Annotated in this window: 18 protein-coding genes; 8 read left to right on the top strand and 10 right to left on the bottom strand. The window is 72.2% G+C overall.

The features are described 5' to 3' along the window. Positions 1 to 432: 432 nt before the first annotated feature. On the bottom strand, positions 433 to 1,242 hold the full coding sequence (locus LB823_RS18875; protein WP_224650081.1) for an aldo/keto reductase: 810 nt from the start codon (positions 1,240 to 1,242) through the stop codon (positions 433 to 435). Between the two features lie 66 nt (positions 1,243 to 1,308). On the opposite strand from LB823_RS18875, the gene LB823_RS18870 reads away from it, so the two are divergent. After that, on the top strand, positions 1,309 to 2,817 hold the full coding sequence (locus LB823_RS18870; RefSeq protein ID WP_224650079.1) for a carboxyl transferase domain-containing protein: 1,509 nt from the start codon (positions 1,309 to 1,311) through the stop codon (positions 2,815 to 2,817). Here the strand turns inward: LB823_RS18870 and LB823_RS18865 are convergent, their stop codons facing one another. Then, positions 2,818 to 3,342, bottom strand: coding sequence for a DUF4333 domain-containing protein (locus tag LB823_RS18865; protein WP_224650077.1), 525 nt, complete (start codon positions 3,340 to 3,342; stop codon positions 2,818 to 2,820). A gap of 116 nt (positions 3,343 to 3,458) precedes the next feature. Next, the gene (locus LB823_RS18860) at positions 3,459 to 4,655 is read right to left on the bottom strand and encodes an Nramp family divalent metal transporter (protein ID WP_224650085.1); all 1,197 of its coding nucleotides are present in this window, start codon (positions 4,653 to 4,655) and stop codon (positions 3,459 to 3,461) included. Positions 4,656 to 4,793: 138 nt separating this feature from the next. Here LB823_RS18860 and LB823_RS18855 point away from each other — a divergent pair, with 138 nt between their 5' ends. Further along, positions 4,794 to 5,594, top strand: coding sequence for a HugZ family protein (locus tag LB823_RS18855; protein WP_224650074.1), 801 nt, complete (start codon positions 4,794 to 4,796; stop codon positions 5,592 to 5,594). 25 nt (positions 5,595 to 5,619) lie between these two features. Here LB823_RS18855 and LB823_RS18850 read toward each other — a convergent pair whose 3' ends face one another. Further along, positions 5,620 to 7,272 carry a hypothetical protein gene (locus tag LB823_RS18850; protein ID WP_224650071.1) on the bottom strand — a complete coding sequence of 551 codons (1,653 nt, stop codon included), beginning with the start codon at positions 7,270 to 7,272 and terminating at the stop codon, positions 5,620 to 5,622. A 144-nt stretch (positions 7,273 to 7,416) separates the two neighbouring features. Here LB823_RS18850 and LB823_RS18845 point away from each other — a divergent pair, with 144 nt between their 5' ends. The 4 genes from LB823_RS18845 to LB823_RS18830 are packed head-to-tail and all read left to right on the top strand — an operon-like array spanning position 7,417 to position 8,760. Next, positions 7,417 to 7,665, top strand: a complete 249-nt coding sequence (locus LB823_RS18845) for an Arc family DNA-binding protein (protein ID WP_224650068.1) — start codon at positions 7,417 to 7,419, stop codon at positions 7,663 to 7,665. Next, positions 7,662 to 8,084, top strand: a complete 423-nt coding sequence (locus tag LB823_RS18840; RefSeq protein ID WP_224650066.1) for a type II toxin-antitoxin system VapC family toxin — start codon at positions 7,662 to 7,664, stop codon at positions 8,082 to 8,084. The genes LB823_RS18845 and LB823_RS18840 overlap by 4 nt, the downstream gene beginning before the upstream one ends. Before the next feature lie 32 nt (positions 8,085 to 8,116). Continuing rightward, the gene (locus tag LB823_RS18835) at positions 8,117 to 8,371 is read left to right on the top strand and encodes a type II toxin-antitoxin system Phd/YefM family antitoxin (protein WP_224650064.1); all 255 of its coding nucleotides are present in this window, start codon (positions 8,117 to 8,119) and stop codon (positions 8,369 to 8,371) included. After that, the gene (locus LB823_RS18830) at positions 8,368 to 8,760 is read left to right on the top strand and encodes a PIN domain-containing protein (RefSeq protein WP_224650062.1); all 393 of its coding nucleotides are present in this window, start codon (positions 8,368 to 8,370) and stop codon (positions 8,758 to 8,760) included. The genes LB823_RS18835 and LB823_RS18830 overlap by 4 nt, the downstream gene beginning before the upstream one ends. A 116-nt stretch (positions 8,761 to 8,876) precedes the next feature. Here LB823_RS18830 and LB823_RS18825 read toward each other — a convergent pair whose 3' ends face one another. The 4 genes from LB823_RS18825 to LB823_RS18810 all read right to left on the bottom strand — a co-directional run bounded on the left by LB823_RS18825 (position 8,877) and on the right by LB823_RS18810 (position 12,307). Beyond that, positions 8,877 to 9,236 (bottom strand): FKBP-type peptidyl-prolyl cis-trans isomerase, encoded by a 360-nt coding sequence (locus LB823_RS18825; RefSeq protein ID WP_224650059.1) that lies wholly within the window; start codon positions 9,234 to 9,236, stop codon positions 8,877 to 8,879. A gap of 51 nt (positions 9,237 to 9,287) precedes the next feature. Further along, a complete protein-coding gene (locus tag LB823_RS18820) occupies positions 9,288 to 10,580 on the bottom strand; it encodes a citrate synthase (RefSeq protein ID WP_224650057.1) in 1,293 nt (430 codons plus the stop codon). An 87-nt stretch (positions 10,581 to 10,667) separates the two neighbouring features. Continuing rightward, positions 10,668 to 11,555: an aldose 1-epimerase family protein gene (locus tag LB823_RS18815; RefSeq protein ID WP_224650054.1), complete on the bottom strand. Its 888-nt coding sequence runs from the start codon at positions 11,553 to 11,555 to the stop codon at positions 10,668 to 10,670. A gap of 89 nt (positions 11,556 to 11,644) precedes the next feature. Continuing rightward, complete coding sequence (locus LB823_RS18810; protein WP_224650052.1) at positions 11,645 to 12,307, bottom strand: TetR family transcriptional regulator; 663 nt, start codon at positions 12,305 to 12,307, stop codon at positions 11,645 to 11,647. A 113-nt stretch (positions 12,308 to 12,420) separates the two neighbouring features. Between LB823_RS18810 and LB823_RS18805 the strand changes: the two genes are divergently transcribed. Beyond that, positions 12,421 to 13,335: an SDR family NAD(P)-dependent oxidoreductase gene (locus LB823_RS18805; RefSeq protein WP_224650049.1), complete on the top strand. Its 915-nt coding sequence runs from the start codon at positions 12,421 to 12,423 to the stop codon at positions 13,333 to 13,335. Positions 13,336 to 13,338: 3 nt separating this feature from the next. Here the strand turns inward: LB823_RS18805 and LB823_RS18800 are convergent, their stop codons facing one another. Together LB823_RS18800 and LB823_RS18795 are read right to left on the bottom strand one after the other, a co-directional pair. Then, positions 13,339 to 14,007, bottom strand: a complete 669-nt coding sequence (locus LB823_RS18800; protein WP_224650047.1) for a thioredoxin domain-containing protein — start codon at positions 14,005 to 14,007, stop codon at positions 13,339 to 13,341. A gap of 35 nt (positions 14,008 to 14,042) precedes the next feature. Then, positions 14,043 to 15,269 (bottom strand): MFS transporter, encoded by a 1,227-nt coding sequence (locus LB823_RS18795; protein WP_224650045.1) that lies wholly within the window; start codon positions 15,267 to 15,269, stop codon positions 14,043 to 14,045. Between the two features lie 65 nt (positions 15,270 to 15,334). Here LB823_RS18795 and LB823_RS18790 point away from each other — a divergent pair, with 65 nt between their 5' ends. Then, entirely contained in the window at positions 15,335 to 16,747 is a 1,413-nt protein-coding gene (locus LB823_RS18790; protein WP_224650043.1) for an amidohydrolase, read from the top strand. The last annotated feature ends 11 nt before the right edge of the window (positions 16,748 to 16,758 follow it).

Raw genomic sequence — 16,758 nt, 5'->3', positions numbered from 1 at the left:
GGGTACGGGCCGGGCGGGGCGGGGATGACGCGGCTCGCTTAGACGTCGGACCGCTCGCCTAGCGGCTCGGGGCCTCCGATGCGCTCGACCGCGTCTTCCCCACCCCACCCTCGTTCGTTCGTAGTCGCGTCCGGTACGGCCGTCGTCTCGCGTGGGCCTTGGGGACCAGGGGGTCGTTTGCGGGCGGCTCTCCGATTGTGTCCGAGATGGACAAGGCCCCATCTTTCGAAGGGGTCTGCGACGTTCGGCGTCGCATTCGTCGCAGAACGCTTCGAGAAGTGTCGGTGGGTGTGGTGGCGCCGTGGCGTGGCGTCGCCCCCGCGCCGCGTCAGCAGGGGCGTTGTCCGATTCGGACAGGATCCGAGAGTCGGCCGCAGGGCACCGTCGGGCCCCGGGAGCCGCAGCGCGGCGCCCCGGGGCCGGACCGGCGGATCAGCGCAGGTTGAACGTGGCCGGATCCGGCCCGATGCGCTTGCCGGGCAGCGCGCTGATGCGGGCGACCTCGTCGTCGGAGAGCGTGAAGCCGAAGACGTCGAAGTTCTCCGCGATGCGGGCGGGCGTCACCGACTTGGGGATCACGACGTTGCCGAGCTGCAGGTGCCAGCGCAGGATCGCCTGCGCCGGGGTCACGCCGTGCGCGGCGGCGACCTCGACGACGGCGGCGTCGGTCAGGGATTCGCCCTGGCCCAGCGGCGACCAGGCCTCGGTGGCGATGCCGTGCTCGGCGTGGAAGGCGCGCAGCTCGTCCTGCGGCAGGCCCGGGTGCAGCTCGATCTGGTTGATCGCCGGGGTCTCGCCGGTCTCGTCGATCACGCGGCGCAGCGCCTCGACGGTGAAGTTGCTGACGCCGATCGCCTTCGCGCGACCGGAGTCGCGGATCTGCTGGAAGGCCTTGAAGGTGTCGACGTAGCGGTCGTACTCGGGGACCGGCCAGTGGATGAGGTAGAGGTCGACGTAGTCGGTGCCGAGCCGCTCGAGCGAGGCGTCGAAGGCGCGCAGCGTCTCGTCGAAGCCCTGATCCGAGTTCCACAGCTTGGTGGTGAGGAAGACCTCGTCGCGGGCGAGGCCGCTCTCGGCGATCGCGCGGCCCGTGCCGGCTTCGTTCTCGTAGACCTTCGCCGTGTCCACGCTGCGATAGCCGACCCGCAGGGCCTCGGCGACGGCGTCGTGCGCACCGTCGTCCGACACCTGCCAGACGCCGAAGCCGAGCTGGGGGATCGAGGTTCCGTTATTGAGCTTCACGTTCGGTACGGTCATGGCCCGAACAACGCGGCCGGAGGGCCGGGTGTTCCCAGTAACCTGAATTCCATGGCGATCACCGCGCAGGACCTCATCGATGCGATCCTCGACCGCGGCACCTTCACCAGCTGGGACGGCCCGCTGCCGGACGTCGCGCCGGACGCCGAGTACGCCGCCGCGCTGGAGCGCGCACGGGAGCGCTCGCACCACGACGAGGCGGTCATCACCGGCGAGGGCCGCATCCGCGGGCAGCGCGTCGCGCTCATCGCGTGCGACTTCGCGTTCCTCGGCGGCTCCATCGGCGTCGCGGCGGCCGAGCGGATCGTGACCGCGGTCGAGCGCGCGACGGCTCTGCGGCTGCCGCTGCTGGCGACGCCCACGTCGGGCGGCACGCGGATGCAGGAGGGCACCGTCGCCTTCCTCCAGATGGTGAAGATCTCCGCGGCGGTCACGCTGCACAAGCAGTCGGGCCTGGCCTACCTCGTCTACCTGCGCGATCCCACGATGGGCGGGGTGTTCGCGTCGTGGGGCTCGCTGGGGCACGTGACCATCGCGGAGCCCGGCGCGCGCATCGGATTCCTCGGGCCGCGCGTCTACGAGGCGCTGCGCGGCGAACCCTTCCCCGACGGGGTGCAGACCGCCGAGCACCTCTTCGAGCGCGGCCTCATCGACGGCGTGGTGCCGCTCCGCTTCGTCCGGCTGCTCGCGCATCGCACGCTCCGGGTGCTCGCGGGCGCGCAGGACGCCGACCCGCTGGCCCCGCACCTCGGCGTCCGCGAGGAACTCGACGCCGCCGACGACGGCACGCCCGCCTGGGACTCGGTGCGGATCAGCCGCGAGCCCGGGCGGCCCGGCGTGCGCGCCTTCCTCCGCCACTCCGCCACGGACCGGCTGCCGCTGTCGGGCACCGGCGAGGGCGAGACCGACCACACGCTCCTGCTCTCGCTGGCGCGGGTGCAGGGCTATCCGTGCGTGGTCGTCGGGCAGGACACCACGCGGGCCGAAGGCGCGGCGCTCCCCCTTCTCGGCCCCGCGGCGCTGCGCGCTGCCCGCCGCGGCATGCGGCTGGCCGCGGAGCTGAACCTGCCGCTCGTCCTCGTCATCGACACCTGGGGCGCGGCGCTCTCCCCCGAGGCCGAGGAGGGCGGGCTCGCCGGCGAGGTGGCGCGCAGCCTCTCCGACCTGGTCACCCTCACGGTCCCGACGGTGTCGGTCCTCCTCGGGCAGGGCACGGGCGGCGGCGCGCTGGCGATGCTGCCCGCCGACCGGGTGCTGTGCGCGCAGCACGCGTGGCTCGCGCCGCTACCGCCGGAGGGCGCGAGCGCGGTGATGTACCGCGACGCCGACCACGCCGCCGAGATGGCGGACCGGCAGCGGATCCGCGCAGCCGACCTGCTCGCGGACGGCATCGTCGACCGGGTGATCCCGGAGCGACCGAATGCGGCCGACGAGCCGACGGAGTTCTCCCGCCGCGTGGGCCTCGCAGTGAGCGACGCCCTCGCGGAGCTCTCCCTCATCCCCGATCCGATCCGGATCAGCCGGCGGCTGGATCGCTACCGCTTCCTGGGCGGCCGCTGATCAGTTCCCGACGGTGACGCCCCACTGCACGCGGGCGGAATCGACGGTGGTCACCGTCACGGTCACGTCGTGCCGGTGACCGCCGGCGTTCATGACGCAGCTCTGCCGGGCCCCGACGGTGCCGGCGAGCGCGCCCGCGCAGCTCACCGAGTCGACGCGCCGACTCCGCTCGAGCACCTCGTGGGTGCGCCGCTCGAGCTCGCCGATGGCCACCCGCCGGCCCGACTGGGGCACACCGGCGACCGTCGAATTCCACTGCACCCGATCACCGTCGACGTCGGTGACCTTGAGGGCCACGGCGAACTGCTCGCCGTCCCGGGTCAGGACGCAGGACTGCGCCGCCCCCACCTCGGCCGCGAGTCCGCCGTCGCAGTGCAGGTCGTCCGACGGTGCCGCCGCCACCTGCTGGAGGGTGCCGTTTTCGACCTGCTCCTGAGCGACCTCGGTGGGCGAGAGCATGGTCCAGCACGCGGCGATCGCGACGCCGGCACCGCCGACGACGACCGCCAAAGCCCGCAGACCCATCGCGACTCGTTTCCGTGACTAAACTCCGCCTTCACGACATGTGAATTGCGTTTATTGAATCACGGTGCAGTTGCGATCTCAACACGGAAGTGATCCGTGTCGCGCTTAGGCGCGTGTCAGCCGGTGACGGTGAGGTAGATCAGCGCGACGTTGAGGGCGACGATCAGCGCGCCCGCGGCCGCGGACGCCCAGCGCAGGGGCGCCCGGTCGGCGAACTCCCCCATGAGGGCGCGGTCGGAGGTGTAGCGGCGCAGCGGCAGCAGCGCGAAGGGGATGCCGAAGCTCAGCACCACCTGCGAGATGATCAGCGCCTCGGTGGGCGGCACGCCGAGCGCGAGCACCCCGATCGCGGGGATCATCGTGACCAGCCGGCGCACAACGACCGGGATCCGCTTGTGCAGCAGGCCCGCCATGATGGTGCCGCCCGCGTAGCTGCCGACCGAGGTGGACGCGAGGCCCGAGGCGAGCAGGCCGACGGCGAACAGCCCGGCGACGACCGGCCCGAGCGCGTCCCGCACCGCGGCGTGCGCACCCTCGATCGAGTCGGTGCCCTCGACGCCGTAGAGGCTCGACGCGGCGAGCACCAGCAGCGCGATGTTCACCGCGCCGGCGATGATCAGGGCCAGCACCACGTCGACCCGGGTCACCTTGAGCAGCCGGCGCGCCCGCTCGACGGCGCCCTCGGCGGGCGGCGTGCCGTGCCGGTCGACGACCAACGCGGAGTGCAGGTAGATCGCGTGCGGCATGACGGTCGCGCCCAGCATCGACGCGGCGAGCAGTACCGTCTCGCTGCCCTGCAGGCGCGGGACGAGCCCGCTGAGGAAGGCGGCACCGTCGGGCGGCGCGGCGATCAACCCCGCGACGAAACCGACCACGATGATCGCGAGCATGCCGATGATCACCAGCTCGAACCGGTACTGGCGGCGGCCGTCGGCGAGCGTGAGCAGCAGCGTCGAGATCACGCCGACGATGAGACCGCCCCAGACCAGGGGGACCCCGAAGAGCAGGTTCAGCGCGAGCGCGCCGCCGATGACCTCGGCGATGTCGGTGGCCGCGGCGACCAGCTCGGCCTGGCCCCAGAACGCGAGGCGCGACCGGCGCGGCAGCCGCTCCCCCAGGACCTGCGGCAGCGAGCGGCCCGTGACGACGCCGAGCTTGGCGGACTGGTACTGGATCATCACTGCCATGACGTTCGCCAGCACCAGCACCCAGACCAGCAGGTAGCCGTACTTCGCGCCCGCGGTGACGTTCGCGGCGACGTTGCCCGGGTCGACGTACGCGATCGCGGCCACGAAGGCGGGTCCGAGCAGCATCAACGCGCGAACGGGAGGGCGCTTCGTCGGCACGACGGTATCGGTGAGCACGATGGAAGGTTAAGCGAATACAGAGTTTCGGTCAACCGAAACCTTGGGTGCCGCGTGCCGGGACCAGGCACGTCCTAGGCTGCTCCCATGACTGCTCGCGACCACGGCGACCCCGGCGACGCCCCCACCATCGCCCCGCCCCTGACGGACGTCGCCGAGCCCCGGCGCCCCTCCGCCGCCGAGGAGGCGCGCACGGTCGCCTCGGCCGGCAATACGGCGACCCTCGGCAGCCTCTCCGCCGACGGTGGCCCCTGGGCCTCGCTCGTCACGTACGGACTGCTCGGCGGCGACCCGGTGCTGTGCGTCTCGCACATGGCCGAGCACGGCCGGAACCTGGCGCGCGATCCCCGCGCGAGCGTCTCGATCGTGGCGCCCGACGCCTCGTCGGACCCCCTGGCGAACGCGCGGATCACCCTGGCGGGCACCGTCCGCCGGCCCGAGGGCGAGCAGCTCGCGGCGGCCCGGGAGGCGCACCTCGCGGCCGTGCCCGCGGCGAAGTACTACATCGACTACAGCGACTTCACCGTGTGGCTGCTCGAGGTGGAGCGGGTCCGTTGGGTGGGCGGCTACGGGCGGATGGACTCGGCGTCGAGCGCGGATTACGCCGCCGCCGAACCGGATCCGGTCACCCCGCACGCCGCGGGCGCCGTGCGCCACCTCAACGACGACCACGCCCCGGCCCTGCTGGACATGGCCCGGCAGCTGGGCGGCTACCCCGACGCCACCGCGGCGCGCTGCGAGCGCGCCGACCGGTACGGCCTCGACATCCACGTGGACACCCCGCGCGGCTGGGCCGTCACCCGCGTCGGCTACCTCGCCCCGCTGGACGCGCCAGCCGAGCTGCGGCAGGCCACCGTCGCCCTCGCCCGCCTGGCGGCCGGGCGGTAGCGGACCCACCGCCCCGGCACCGGCGTCAGTTCGCCGGGGCCGGCGTGGTGGTCGTCGGGACCGGCACGGCGACGGTCGGCTTCGGCGCCACCGGCTTCGGGGCGACGGTCGTGGTCGGCACCGGCGCGACGGTGGTGGTGATCCGCGGCGGGGTGATCACGGGCGGCTGTGTCGTCGGAGGCTTCGTGACCACCGGCGCCTGCGTCGTCGGGGGCGCCTGCGTCGTCACGCGCGGCGGAGCGATCGTCGTGGTCGGGACCGGCGCGACGGTCGTCGTCGGCGGGGCGACGGTGACCGGCGGCGCGACCGTCGTCGGCGCGACCGTGGGTGCGACGGTGGGCGCGACCGTCGGCGGCGCGATGGTCGTCGGCGGGATCGTCGGCGCCGCGGTCGTCGGCGCGACCGTCTGCGGGGACGTGCCCGGCGGAACCGTCTGCGGCGAGGTCCCGGACGTCGCGGTCGGGGCGGCGGTCGAGGTCTCCGTCGGGCTGGTCACCGTGCCTCCCTCAGAGGTCCCGGCGCCGACGGGGGCCGACGTCGCGGCGGTGGTGCCGCCCGTCGCATCCCCGGCCCGGCCCGCCGTGGTGGTCGCGGCGGTGGTGGTCGGGCTCGCGACGGCGACGGAGACGCTGGTGCCGATCGCGTCCTCGACGGACGCGCGGCTGCCGGCCTGGACGGTGGCGCCCTGCAGCGCGGCGGCGACCGGCGCGGTGACCGTGGCGTCGGTGTTCACGTTGCCGGGGACCGCCTGGCCGGGAAGCGCGACGATGGGCGCGACCTTCGCCGAGGTCGGCAGCGGCGCGAGCACCACGCCGGGCGCGACGGGCGCGGTCACGGTGGTCGTCGTGGTGGTCGTGGTGGTGCTCGTCGACGTGACGGTGTACACCGGCGCGAGGATGCGGCCCTGGTCGCGCACGTCGACGACGCGGCCGGGCGTGACCGCCCAGACCGGGTAGAACGGGTCGGTGAAGCGCGGCGGGACCCGGCGGTACGGGTTGCTGAAGATGTTGATCGTGATGGACACCGAGATGATCGGCTGCGGCCGGGGGCGGGTCCAGCTGCGCGGGTAGATCCAGATCACGGGGACGTCGGCGTGGAAGCCCGGGTCGAACCAGGGTCGCGGGTAGCCGGGCCGGAGCCACGGGCGGGGCTGGTCCGGGGTCCACGGGCGCACGCCGAGCTGGCGGCCGTACAGCGTCCAGCAGGTCTGCGTCTGCTGCTCGATCCCGGCGATCCACGATCCCCAGCGGCCCGTCTCGCAGATGGACCGGTAGGCGTCGATCTGCGGCTGCGTGTACTGCCACGGCCGCGTGTTCACGGGCCGCGACATCGGCGCGGGCGGGGCGGGCTGCGGCGCCACGACGAGCCCCGGCACCGCGGGCGCCGGCGGGTAGTAGACGGTGGTGTTGTTGCTGGTGGAGGTGATGGTGCCCTGCGGCAGGCCCGCGTTCACCGCGGCCTGCGCGGGGATCGGGTCGCCGACCATGGTGACGTCCTTGGGCGGCACGACCACGCCGTCGGTCTGGAAGGCTCCGGGGTTCGACGTGTACTGGTCGCCCGTCACCGGGCTGAACGCGACCGGCGAATCCTCGCTCGAGGAATCCTTGCCGCAGCCCGCGACCAATCCCACCACCGAGAGCGCCGCGACCGCCGCAGCTGAGACCCTGACCCTGTTCATCTGTCCTCCGACCCCGCTCGCCGGCGCGAATCGCGGCGATATCCACCCATTCTTATCGGCCCGACGACCCGCGCGCCATCGCCGGGACAGGATCGGGACCGATTCGAGACCGACAGCGATGACAGCATTGCTAGCATTGCTGTCATGGCGACGCTGACGATCCGCAACCTCCCCGACCGGGTCCGGGACCGGCTCCGGGTCCGCGCCGCGGAGAACGGCAGGTCGATGGAGGCGGAGGCGCGCATGATCCTGGAGGAGTCGCTGATCGAACCCGGGAAGGTCGATCTGAGCTGGGTGGAGGCGATCATCGAGGTGGGCAACGAGTTCGGTGGGATCGAGCTGGACATCCCCGCGGACGCTCCTGCCGAGGTCCCCGATTTCACAGACCTATGATCATCCTCGACACGAATGTCATCTCCGAACTCATGCGCGGCGAGGCGAAGAGCGATCGCCGCGTCGTGGAGTGGGCGCGGGCCCTCAGCGAGCAACCGGTGTCGACCGTGATCAACCACGCCGAGATCTTGTCCGGGTTGGCCGTACTTCCCGCGGGCAGGCGTCGAGCGCAGCTCCTCGCACGGGCCGAGAACATCTTGCTCAATCTCGGCCCGGCTCTGCCCCTCACGCCGGATTGTGCGGGCGCGTACGCCGCGATCGTCGCCGAGCGAAAGGCAGCGGGGTCGCCCATCGGTCAGATGGACGGCCTGATCGCCGCCATCGCCCGGACCACCGGTGCGGCCATCGCGACGCGGAACATCAGTGACTTCGACAGCCTCGGCCTGCGCCTCGTCGACCCCTGGACCGCGGAAATCTAGACAGAGGTAGATAAATGCGTAGCCTGGAGACCATGAAGAGCATCACCGTCGCCGAGCTGCGCCAGAACCCCACGGCCGCGCTGGCGGAGGTGGAGAACGGCGAGACCTACGAGGTGACGCGGCACCGTCGAGTGGTGGCGCGGCTCGTGCCACCCGAGCCGGCCATCGAATTGATCCCCCCGAAGAAGCGCGGCGGCGCCCGGCTGTCCGAACGTCCGGGTCCCGTCACGAACCGCTCGGTCGCGGAGATCGACGAGCTCCTCCGCGAGATGCGTGAGGACCGATGACGTTCTACTACCTCGACACATCCGTCGCGATCCACGCGCTACTGCGCACTCCCGGGGCGCTGGAATGGTTCGACGCGGTCTCCGCGGATCCCGAGTCGACGATCATCTCGTCCCGGATTCTGCAGACGGAGCTCACCCGCTACCTCCGCCGGGAGTCCGCCGAGGTGGCGGCCCGGAGCCAGATCCTCGACCACGTCTCCGCGATACCGCTGTCCGAGGCGATCCTCACCTCGGCCGAGTCGATCGCCGAGCACGTCCGCGCAATCGATGCGATTCATCTCGCGTCGGCGATGGTCGGCGGGTCGCGGACGGTGGTGGTCACGCACGACGCACGGATGCGAACGGTCGCGGAGGCGAACGGGCTCACCGTGCTGGACCCCGTGGCCTGAGAAACGCGAGAGCCCCGCACCGTCGAACGACGGTACGGGGCCCTGAGCGCAGAACTGTTACTTGACGCCGAGCAGGTCATCACGGGGACGAAGCCCCGTGCTCGACGAACGTCGAGCTACTTGACGCCGAGCAGGTCGATCACGAACACGAGCGTCTTGCCCGACAGGCGGTGGCCGCCGCCCGCGGGGCCGTAGGCCAGGGCGGGCGGGCAGATCAGCTGGCGACGGCCGCCGACCTTCATGCCCGGAATGCCCTCCTGCCAGCCGGCGATGAGGCTGCGCAGCGGGAAGTTGATGGACTCGCCGCGGCTCCACGAGGAGTCGAACTCCTCGCCGCTGTCGAACTCGACGCCCAGGTAGTGGACGTCGACGACACTGCCGGGCTGGGCCTCGGCGCCGTCGCCCACGACGATGTCCTTGATGACGAGCTCGGTGGGCGCGGGGCCCTCGAGGAACTCGATCTCGGGCTTGGTCATAGAGACTCCTTTGATCAGGCGGTGCAGATTGTCGCGCCGGATGGGCGGCATCTACGCGCCGGGGTAGTCACGGGCGGTCGAGCCCGTGTAGATCTGCTGAGGACGGCCGATCTTGGTGGTCGGGTCCTCGTGCATCTCACGCCAGTGAGCGATCCAGCCGGGGAGCCGGCCGAGCGCGAACAGCACCGTGAACATGCGCGTCGGGAAGCCCATCGCGCGGTAGATCAGACCGGTGTAGAAGTCCACGTTCGGGTAGAGCTTGCGCTCGATGAAGTAGTCGTCGTGCAGCGCGACGTCCTCCAGGCCCTTGGCGATGTCGAGCAGCTCGTCGGACACGCCGAGCAGCTCGAAGATGCGGTCCGCGGTCTGCTTCACGATCGCCGCACGCGGGTCGTAGTTCTTGTAGACGCGGTGCCCGAAGCCCATGAGCTTCACGCCGTCTTCCTTGTTCTTGACCTTGTTCATGAAGGCCGTGGTGTCGCCACCGGAGGCCTTGATGTCGTCGAGCATCTCGAGGACGGCCTGGTTGGCGCCGCCGTGCAGCGGGCCCCACAGGGCGTTGATGCCGCCCGAGATCGACGTGAACAGGTTGGCGTTCGACGAGCCCACCAGGCGCACCGTCGACGTGGAGCAGTTCTGCTCGTGGTCGGCGTGCAGGATGAGCAGCATGTCGAGGGCCTTGACGATCTCCGGGTCCACCTCGTAGGGCTCGGCCGGGAAACCGAAGGTCATGCGCAGGAAGTTCTCCACCAGCGACAGCGAGTTGTCCGGGTAGAGGAAGGGCTGGCCGACCGACTTCTTGTAGGCGTACGCACAGATCGTCGGGAACTTGGCGAGCAGGCGGATGGTCGAGAGCTCGACCTGCGCCGGATCGTTGTGGTCCAGCGAGTCCGGGTAGTACGCCGAGAGGGCGTTGACCGCCGACGAGACCACCGGCATCGGGTGCGCGTTGCGGGGGAAGCCGTTGAAGAACAGCTTGAGGTCCTCGTGCAGCAGAGTGTGCCGCTGGATCTTCGCGGTGAACTCGGCGAGCTGCTCCGGAGTCGGCAGCTCACCGTGGATCAGCAGGTAGCTGACCTCGATGAACGTCGACTTCTCCGCGAGCTGCTCGATCGGGTAGCCGCGGTACCGCAGGATGCCCTGGTTGCCGTCGATGTACGTGATCGCGGACTTGCACGAGGCCGTGTTGACGAAGCCGTTGTCGAACGTGCTGTAGCCCGACTGCGCGAGGAACTTACCGAGAGCGATGCCGTCTGCACCCTCGGTCGCCTTGACGATCGGCAGCTCGATCTGGCCGCCGGGATAGGCGACCGTAGCGTTCGCGGTGTTGTCATCAGTGGACAATGTTCGTATCCCCTCGCTGTGGTCGGCGGATAAAAGCTACCTGGCTAGAACCTAGCGGTATCGCGGTTCCGCGAGGAAATCGGGCCGTCACCGGATGCCCCATTCGGTGCCCCATCGGGCGCCCGGAGCCAGCCGGATCACGTCGGTTCCGGTGTGGAGGGCGTTGCCGGGGGCCGACATCGGCTCCACCGCGATCGCCCGGTCGCGGCCCGGGTATCCCTTGCCGTTGACCGGGTCCGCGATGAACACCTGGGCCCACGGCAACGACGGTGCCGTCCACAGTTCCGCCGCCCCCGACGGGCCGCGGAGCACGGTGGTCCGCGCCACGTCGGTGAAGGGAGTGTCGATCTGCACACCGTCGAGCGAGCGCGGGGCGCGGTAGTCGTACTCCGTCCCGTCGACGGTGCGCGGCGGACCGTCGGGCAGCAGGCGCCCGTCGAGGGGCTGCCAGCGCCCGGCCCCCAGCTCCAGGGTGCAGGCGTCGACGGGGTCGTCCCCGACGCGGAGGTAGGTGTGGAAGCCGACGGCGAGCGGCAGGTCCGCCTCGCCGTCGTTGCGGGCCTCGAAGGCGCAGGTCAGGCCGCTCTCCGCGACGCTGTACCGGATCCGCAGGTGCAGGTCGAAGGGCCAGCCGGGGTGGCGCCCGACGTCGAGGACCAGCGTGACGGCGTCCGATGCGACCTCGACGTCGTCCCAGTCGACGCGGCGCACGAGGCCGTGGTCGGCGGTGCCGGTGACGTCGCTGGTGACCGCGAGGCGGTGGACCTCGCCGTCCCAGGTGTAGATGCCGTCCTCGGTGCGGCCGGGCCAGGGGGCGAGCACGAGCCCCGCCGACAGCGGCGGCTTCGCGCCGAGCGGCCACTCCTCGGTGAGGGCGACGCCGTCGCGGCGGAGGCCGCGCAGGCCCGCGCCGGTCCGCGCGATCTCCGCGACGTAACCGCCGGCGGCGATCGTGAAACCGGGTTGCACCGACATGGGCGCAATAGTACGGGCGGGGACGGGTGCGGCGAGCGGCGTCCGCCCGACGGCCGCCGGATGCAACCCCTCGCAACGTCGGAGGGACCTCAGCGGGCCAGCGTCCCGGCGATCACGGTCGCGACGGCGGACTGCAGCGCGGGCACGAGCTCGACGCGGAAGACGGCGAGGGCGGGGTCCACCAGGTAGGCCGACTCGCACAGCCGCGACTGCTCGGCCTGCGCGTAGACCGCGCCGGACAGGGTGAGCATCAGCGAGCCCACCGCGGGAGCGTCGCCCCCCAGCTCGGGGATCGCGCGGGTGATGACGCCGGCCAGGGTGTCCAGCCCGGCGAGGGCCGCGCGCTTGAACCGCACGATCGCGTCGGTGGAGACGTTGCGCTCGAGCACCGAGGCCTGGGCGGAGACGAGGTCCAGTAGGTCGGGGTGCGCGGCCGCGACGCGGGCGTAGACGGCGGCGAAGGCCTCGGTCCGCTCCGCGAGGGGTGCGCCGTCGCGCGCCTCGGCCGCCCACGCATCGTCGAGCTCGACGATGCAGGCGGTGGCCGAGCGCATGAGCACCTCGAGCAGAACCTCCTCGCGGGACTCGAAGTAGCGGAGCACGTTCGATTTCGCCAGGCCGACGCGCCGGCTGAGCTCGCTCAGGGTGAGGGCGGCGACCGGCATCTCGCAGAGCATGCCCGCCGCCGCGGCCATGATCGCCTCGCGCCGCTCCTGCCGCTGCTCCGCGCTGCGCGCCCGTTGGAATCCCACGGACCGATTTTACAGACCGCCGGTCTATTGACACCAGAACGGTGTTCTTTTACCGTGGAGGCATTCAACAGACCGGCGGTCTCTTAACCGTCGGGGACCACCGAGGAGCAACCATGAGCTGGACCGAGAACGACGTACCCACCCAGGCCGGACGGGTCGCCGTCGTCACCGGCGCCAACACCGGGCTCGGCTTCGAGACCGCCCGGGCGCTCGCCCAGAAGGGGGCCGAGGTCATCCTCGCCGTCCGGAACACCGACAAGGGCGCCGACGCCGCCCGGCGCATCGCCGCCGTCGCTCCGGGCGCGACGGTCCGCGTCCAGCGCCTCGACCTGGGCTCGCTCGCCTCGGTCCGCGACGCTGCCGCGGAGCTGCGCGAATCGACCCCGCGGGTGGACCTGCTGATCAACAACGCCGGCGTCATGTACCCGCCGAAGCAGACCACCAGCGACGGCTTCGAGCTGCAGTTCGGCACCAATCACCTGGGCCACTTCGCCTGGACCGCCCAGGCGCTCGACCTGCTGCTGGACGTGCCCGGTTCGCGCGTGGTGACCGTCGCCAGCATCGCGCACCGCATCCGCGCGGCGATCCACTTCGACGACCTGCAGTGGGAGCGCTCCTACGAGCGGGTCGCCGCCTACGGGCAGTCGAAGCTGTCGAACCTGCTCTTCCACTACGAGCTGCAGCGCCGCCTCGAGGCCCGCGGCGCCGAGCGCGGCACCGTCGCGCTGGCCGCGCACCCCGGCATCGCCGACACCGAGCTGGTCCGCAACCTCCCGGCAGTGCTGCAGAAGGCGCAGGCCTTCGCGCCCCTGTTCTCGCACGACGCGGAGCACGGCGCGCTCCCCCAGCTCCGGGCCGCCACCGATCCCGGCGCGCTCGGCGGCCAGTACTACGGCCCCGACGGCCTCGGCGAGCGCCGCGGCGCCCCGAAGGTCGTGGCGTCCAGCGAGCAGTCCTACGACCTGGACCTGCAGCGCCGCCTGTGGTCGGTGTCGGAGGAGCTCACCGGCATCGCCTTCCCGGTGTGACCCTCAGCCCAGGATCTTCTGCAGCCAGCCGGAGTCGGTGAGCGCGACCTGCGCGCCGTCGTGCAGCACAGTCGGGGTGCCGGTGCCGCCTGCCGCGGTGAGCAGCTTGAGGTTCGCGGCGCCCACGGCCTTGCCGTCGATACCGGTGGAACCGTCGCGGATCTTCGTCACCGCGGTATCGACGGTGCCGGACGCGCCGGCGATGGTCGCGATCTCGGCGTTGGTGAGGTCGCTCGAGCCGCCCTCCTGGGGCTGCGAGAGGAACATCGACGTGAGGAAGCCGAGGGCCGCGTCGGTCCCGCCGGACCGGCCGACCTGGAGGAAGGCCGCCAGCGCCCGCGAGGAGTAGTCCCCGCTCGCGGACTGCCGGTCGAGGAAGCTCACCGGCCGGTACTCGACGGTGAGCCGCCCGCTCCGGACGGCGGCGGTGATGTCCGTGCCGTACGTCGTCTCGAAGTTCTTGCAGGCGGGGCACAGGAAGTCCAGGTAGACGGTGATCGTCGGGCCGCCGGTGCCGACGCGGACCGCGCCGTCGTCCGACCCGGCCGTGGCGCTCGCCCCGCCCGACGGCGCCGCCACCGCCGTGCCCGCGACGGTGCGCGCGCACCCGGACAGGGCGAGCAGCGCGACGAGCACGGCCACGACGACGGAGATCCCCCGGTGCATCCTCATGCGCCGAGGATACGGCCGGTCCCGCGTGACACGGGTCAGCGCGTGACGCGGTACCGGACGAAGGCGGGCACGGCGAACGCGGCGAGCACCGTGAAGACGATGACGAGCACGCCGCCGCCGGCCGCAGCCATCGCGGCGCCGGCGGAGGCGGCGGCCGCGCCGTGCAGCGCGTCGCCGATCCGCGGCCCGCCCGCGACCACCACGACGAAGACGCCCTGCAGGCGCCCGCGCATGTCGTCGGTCGCGGCCTGTTGGAGCATCGTGGTGCGGAAGGCCGCGGAGAACATGTCGGCAGCGCCGCCCAGCGCGAGCAGCACCAGCGCCGCCCACAGCCAGCTGAAGTGCGCCGCGACGCCGAAGCCCCCGATCGCCAGGCCCCACAGCACGATCATCACGATCACGGCGAGACCCTGCCGGGAGACGCGCGACGTCCAGCCCGAGAGCACGCCGCCGAGCACGGCGCCCACCGACATCGCCGCGAACAGCGCGCCGAACACCCAGCCGCCCTCGATCGGGTCGCCGAAGTTCTCGTGCGCGATCTGCGGGAACAGGGCGCGCGGCATGCCGAAGACCATCGCGATGATGTCGACGACGAAGCTCATGAGCAGCACCTTGTGGCCCGCGAGGTACCGGAAACCGTCGATCACGGAGCTCAGCCCCAGCGACTGCCCCTTGTCCTCCGCCTTGATCGACGGCAGCTTCCACACGGCCCAGAGCGTGACCATCAGCGACGCCGCGTCGAGGGCGTACAGCCAGTGCACGCCGATGATCGGGATGAGCGGCGCGCCCAGCATCGGGCCGGCGATGGCGCCGAACTGCATCACGGTCATGTTGAGCGAATTGGCCGCGGGCAGCTGCTCCGGCGGCACCAGGCGCGCGTAGATCGCGGACCGGGTCGGCTGATTCACGCCGAAGAAGGCCTGCTGCAGCGCGAAGGCGCCGAGGATCAGCCAGACGTTGTCGGGCAGCAGCGCGAGCATCAGGGCGGTGCCCGCGAGCCCGAGCGTGGTGCCGATGATCACCAGGCGCCGGTCGAGCGCGTCGGCGATCGCGCCGCCCCACAGGCCGAAGATCACCAGCGGGACCAGGCCGAAGACGCCGGTCAGGCCGACGTACGCCGACGAGCCGGTGATCGCGTAGATCTGCGCCGGCACCGCGACCGCGGTGAGCTGCGCGCCGATGACGGTGACGATCCCGGTCCACCACAGTCGCCTGTAGTCGGGGTTCTTCAGTGGCCGTGTGTCGGCCAGGAGTCTCGGCACCTGAAAGATCCTACGACTTCCTCAGGATCTCCCGCGATTCGACGCACACCGCTACCGTGGCGCCGATGAGGCTGGCCCGCGCACGCATCGACGGCGACGCCCTCGTGGACGTCGACGTCGCCGGGGGCCGGATCGCCGCGCTCTCCCCCGCCGGCTCCACGCGGCCCGCGGGCGACGTGCTCGACCTCGACGGCCGCCGCCTGATCCCCGGCCTGTGGGACGAGCACGTCCACGTGCGCACCTGGGCCGTCTCCACGCGCCGCATCGACGTGCGGTCCGCGACGGGCCCGGAGGAGGTCGCCGCGCTGGTCCGCGCCGCGTTCCCGGACGCGGAGCCGGGCCTGCCCGTCGTCGCCGTCGGCATGCGCGACGGGCTGTGGGGCGGCGCACCGTCGCGCCTGCTGCTCGACGAGATCGCGCCGGAGGTCCCCGTCATGGTCGTCTCCTCGGACCTGCACAGCTCCTGGTCGAACGCGGCGCTCGGCCGGCTCCTCGGCGTCGACCTCGACGACACCGGGATGCTCCGCGAGGCGGCGAGCTTCGCCGCGGCCGTCCGCGTCGAAGCACTCGTCGCGGACCGCGCCGACGGGTGGGTGATCGAGGCGCTCGCCGGCCTCGGCCGACGGGGCGTCGTCGGCCTCGTCGACCTGGATTTCGACGATGCCGTCGGCGCCTGGGAGCGACGCCCCGCCCCGCCCGTGCGGGTCGACGCGGGCGTCTACCCGCAGCACCTCGACGCGGCGGAGGCCCGCGGCGCCGGCACGGGCGCCCCGATCAACGGCCTCGCCCGGGTGGGCCCGCTCAAGGTCATCACCGACGGTTCCCTCGGCACGCGCACCGCGTACTGCCACGCGCCGTACCCCGGCACGGCCGATCGCGGCGTGCTGGAGGTGCCGCCGGAGCGCCTCGTCGAGCTGCTGCGCCGCGGCGCCGCGCTGGGCCTGGCCCCGGCCATCCACGCCATCGGCGACGCGGCCAACGCGCTCGCGCTCGACGCCTTCGCCGAGGCCGGGGTCCGTGGGCGCATCGAGCACGCGCAGCTGCTCACCGAGGCGGACCTCGGCCGGATGGCGGAACTCGGAATCGGGGCGTCGATCCAGCCGGAGCACATGCTCGACGACCGCGGACTGGTCGCGCGGTTCTGGGGCGACCGCGCGGGCGACGCCTTCCGCGTCGGCTCGCTCGTGGCCGCGGGCGTCGACGTGGTCTTCGGCTCGGACGCGCCGGTCACGCCGCTGGACCCGTGGTTCGCGGTCTCCGCCGCCGTCACCCGCAGCCGCGACGGGGATCCGCCCTGGCAACCGTGGGAGGCGGTCGACGTGGAGACCGCGCTGCGGCTCTCGGCGCGGTCGCGGATCGCGGTCGGCGAGCCCGCCGATCTGGTGGCCCTCGGCGCCGACCCGACGCCGGAACGCCTGCGCACCATGCCCGTCGACCTCACGCTCGTGGCCGGCGGGATCACCCACACAGGGCTCTAGGGCTCACAGGG

The sequence above is a fragment of the Tsukamurella sp. M9C genome (assembly GCF_020169415.1).
GTDB lineage: Bacteria > Actinomycetota > Actinomycetes > Mycobacteriales > Mycobacteriaceae > Tsukamurella.
Note: the sequence above shows the minus strand (reverse complement) of the source record. Positions and strands in the feature narration are given on the sequence as shown.

What these genes read in the sequence shown, in the direction of transcription:
- LB823_RS18815 (WP_224650054.1), bottom strand. Translation starts at nt 11,555, where the DNA reads ATGTCGGTGCAACCCGGTTTCACGATCGCCGCCGGCGGTTACGTCGCG.
- LB823_RS18800 (WP_224650047.1), bottom strand. Translation starts at nt 14,007, where the DNA reads ATGAGGATGCACCGGGGGATCTCCGTCGTCGTGGCCGTGCTCGTCGCG.
- LB823_RS18850 (WP_224650071.1), bottom strand. Translation starts at nt 7,272, where the DNA reads ATGAACAGGGTCAGGGTCTCAGCTGCGGCGGTCGCGGCGCTCTCGGTG.
- LB823_RS18855 (WP_224650074.1), top strand. Translation starts at nt 4,794, where the DNA reads ATGACTGCTCGCGACCACGGCGACCCCGGCGACGCCCCCACCATCGCC.
- LB823_RS18845 (WP_224650068.1), top strand. Translation starts at nt 7,417, where the DNA reads ATGGCGACGCTGACGATCCGCAACCTCCCCGACCGGGTCCGGGACCGG.
- LB823_RS18825 (WP_224650059.1), bottom strand. Translation starts at nt 9,236, where the DNA reads ATGACCAAGCCCGAGATCGAGTTCCTCGAGGGCCCCGCGCCCACCGAG.
- LB823_RS18790 (WP_224650043.1), top strand. Translation starts at nt 15,335, where the DNA reads ATGAGGCTGGCCCGCGCACGCATCGACGGCGACGCCCTCGTGGACGTC.
- LB823_RS18805 (WP_224650049.1), top strand. Translation starts at nt 12,421, where the DNA reads ATGAGCTGGACCGAGAACGACGTACCCACCCAGGCCGGACGGGTCGCC.
- LB823_RS18835 (WP_224650064.1), top strand. Translation starts at nt 8,117, where the DNA reads ATGAAGAGCATCACCGTCGCCGAGCTGCGCCAGAACCCCACGGCCGCG.
- LB823_RS18840 (WP_224650066.1), top strand. Translation starts at nt 7,662, where the DNA reads ATGATCATCCTCGACACGAATGTCATCTCCGAACTCATGCGCGGCGAG.
- LB823_RS18830 (WP_224650062.1), top strand. Translation starts at nt 8,368, where the DNA reads ATGACGTTCTACTACCTCGACACATCCGTCGCGATCCACGCGCTACTG.
- LB823_RS18865 (WP_224650077.1), bottom strand. Translation starts at nt 3,342, where the DNA reads ATGGGTCTGCGGGCTTTGGCGGTCGTCGTCGGCGGTGCCGGCGTCGCG.
- LB823_RS18870 (WP_224650079.1), top strand. Translation starts at nt 1,309, where the DNA reads ATGGCGATCACCGCGCAGGACCTCATCGATGCGATCCTCGACCGCGGC.
- LB823_RS18860 (WP_224650085.1), bottom strand. Translation starts at nt 4,655, where the DNA reads ATGCTGCTCGGACCCGCCTTCGTGGCCGCGATCGCGTACGTCGACCCG.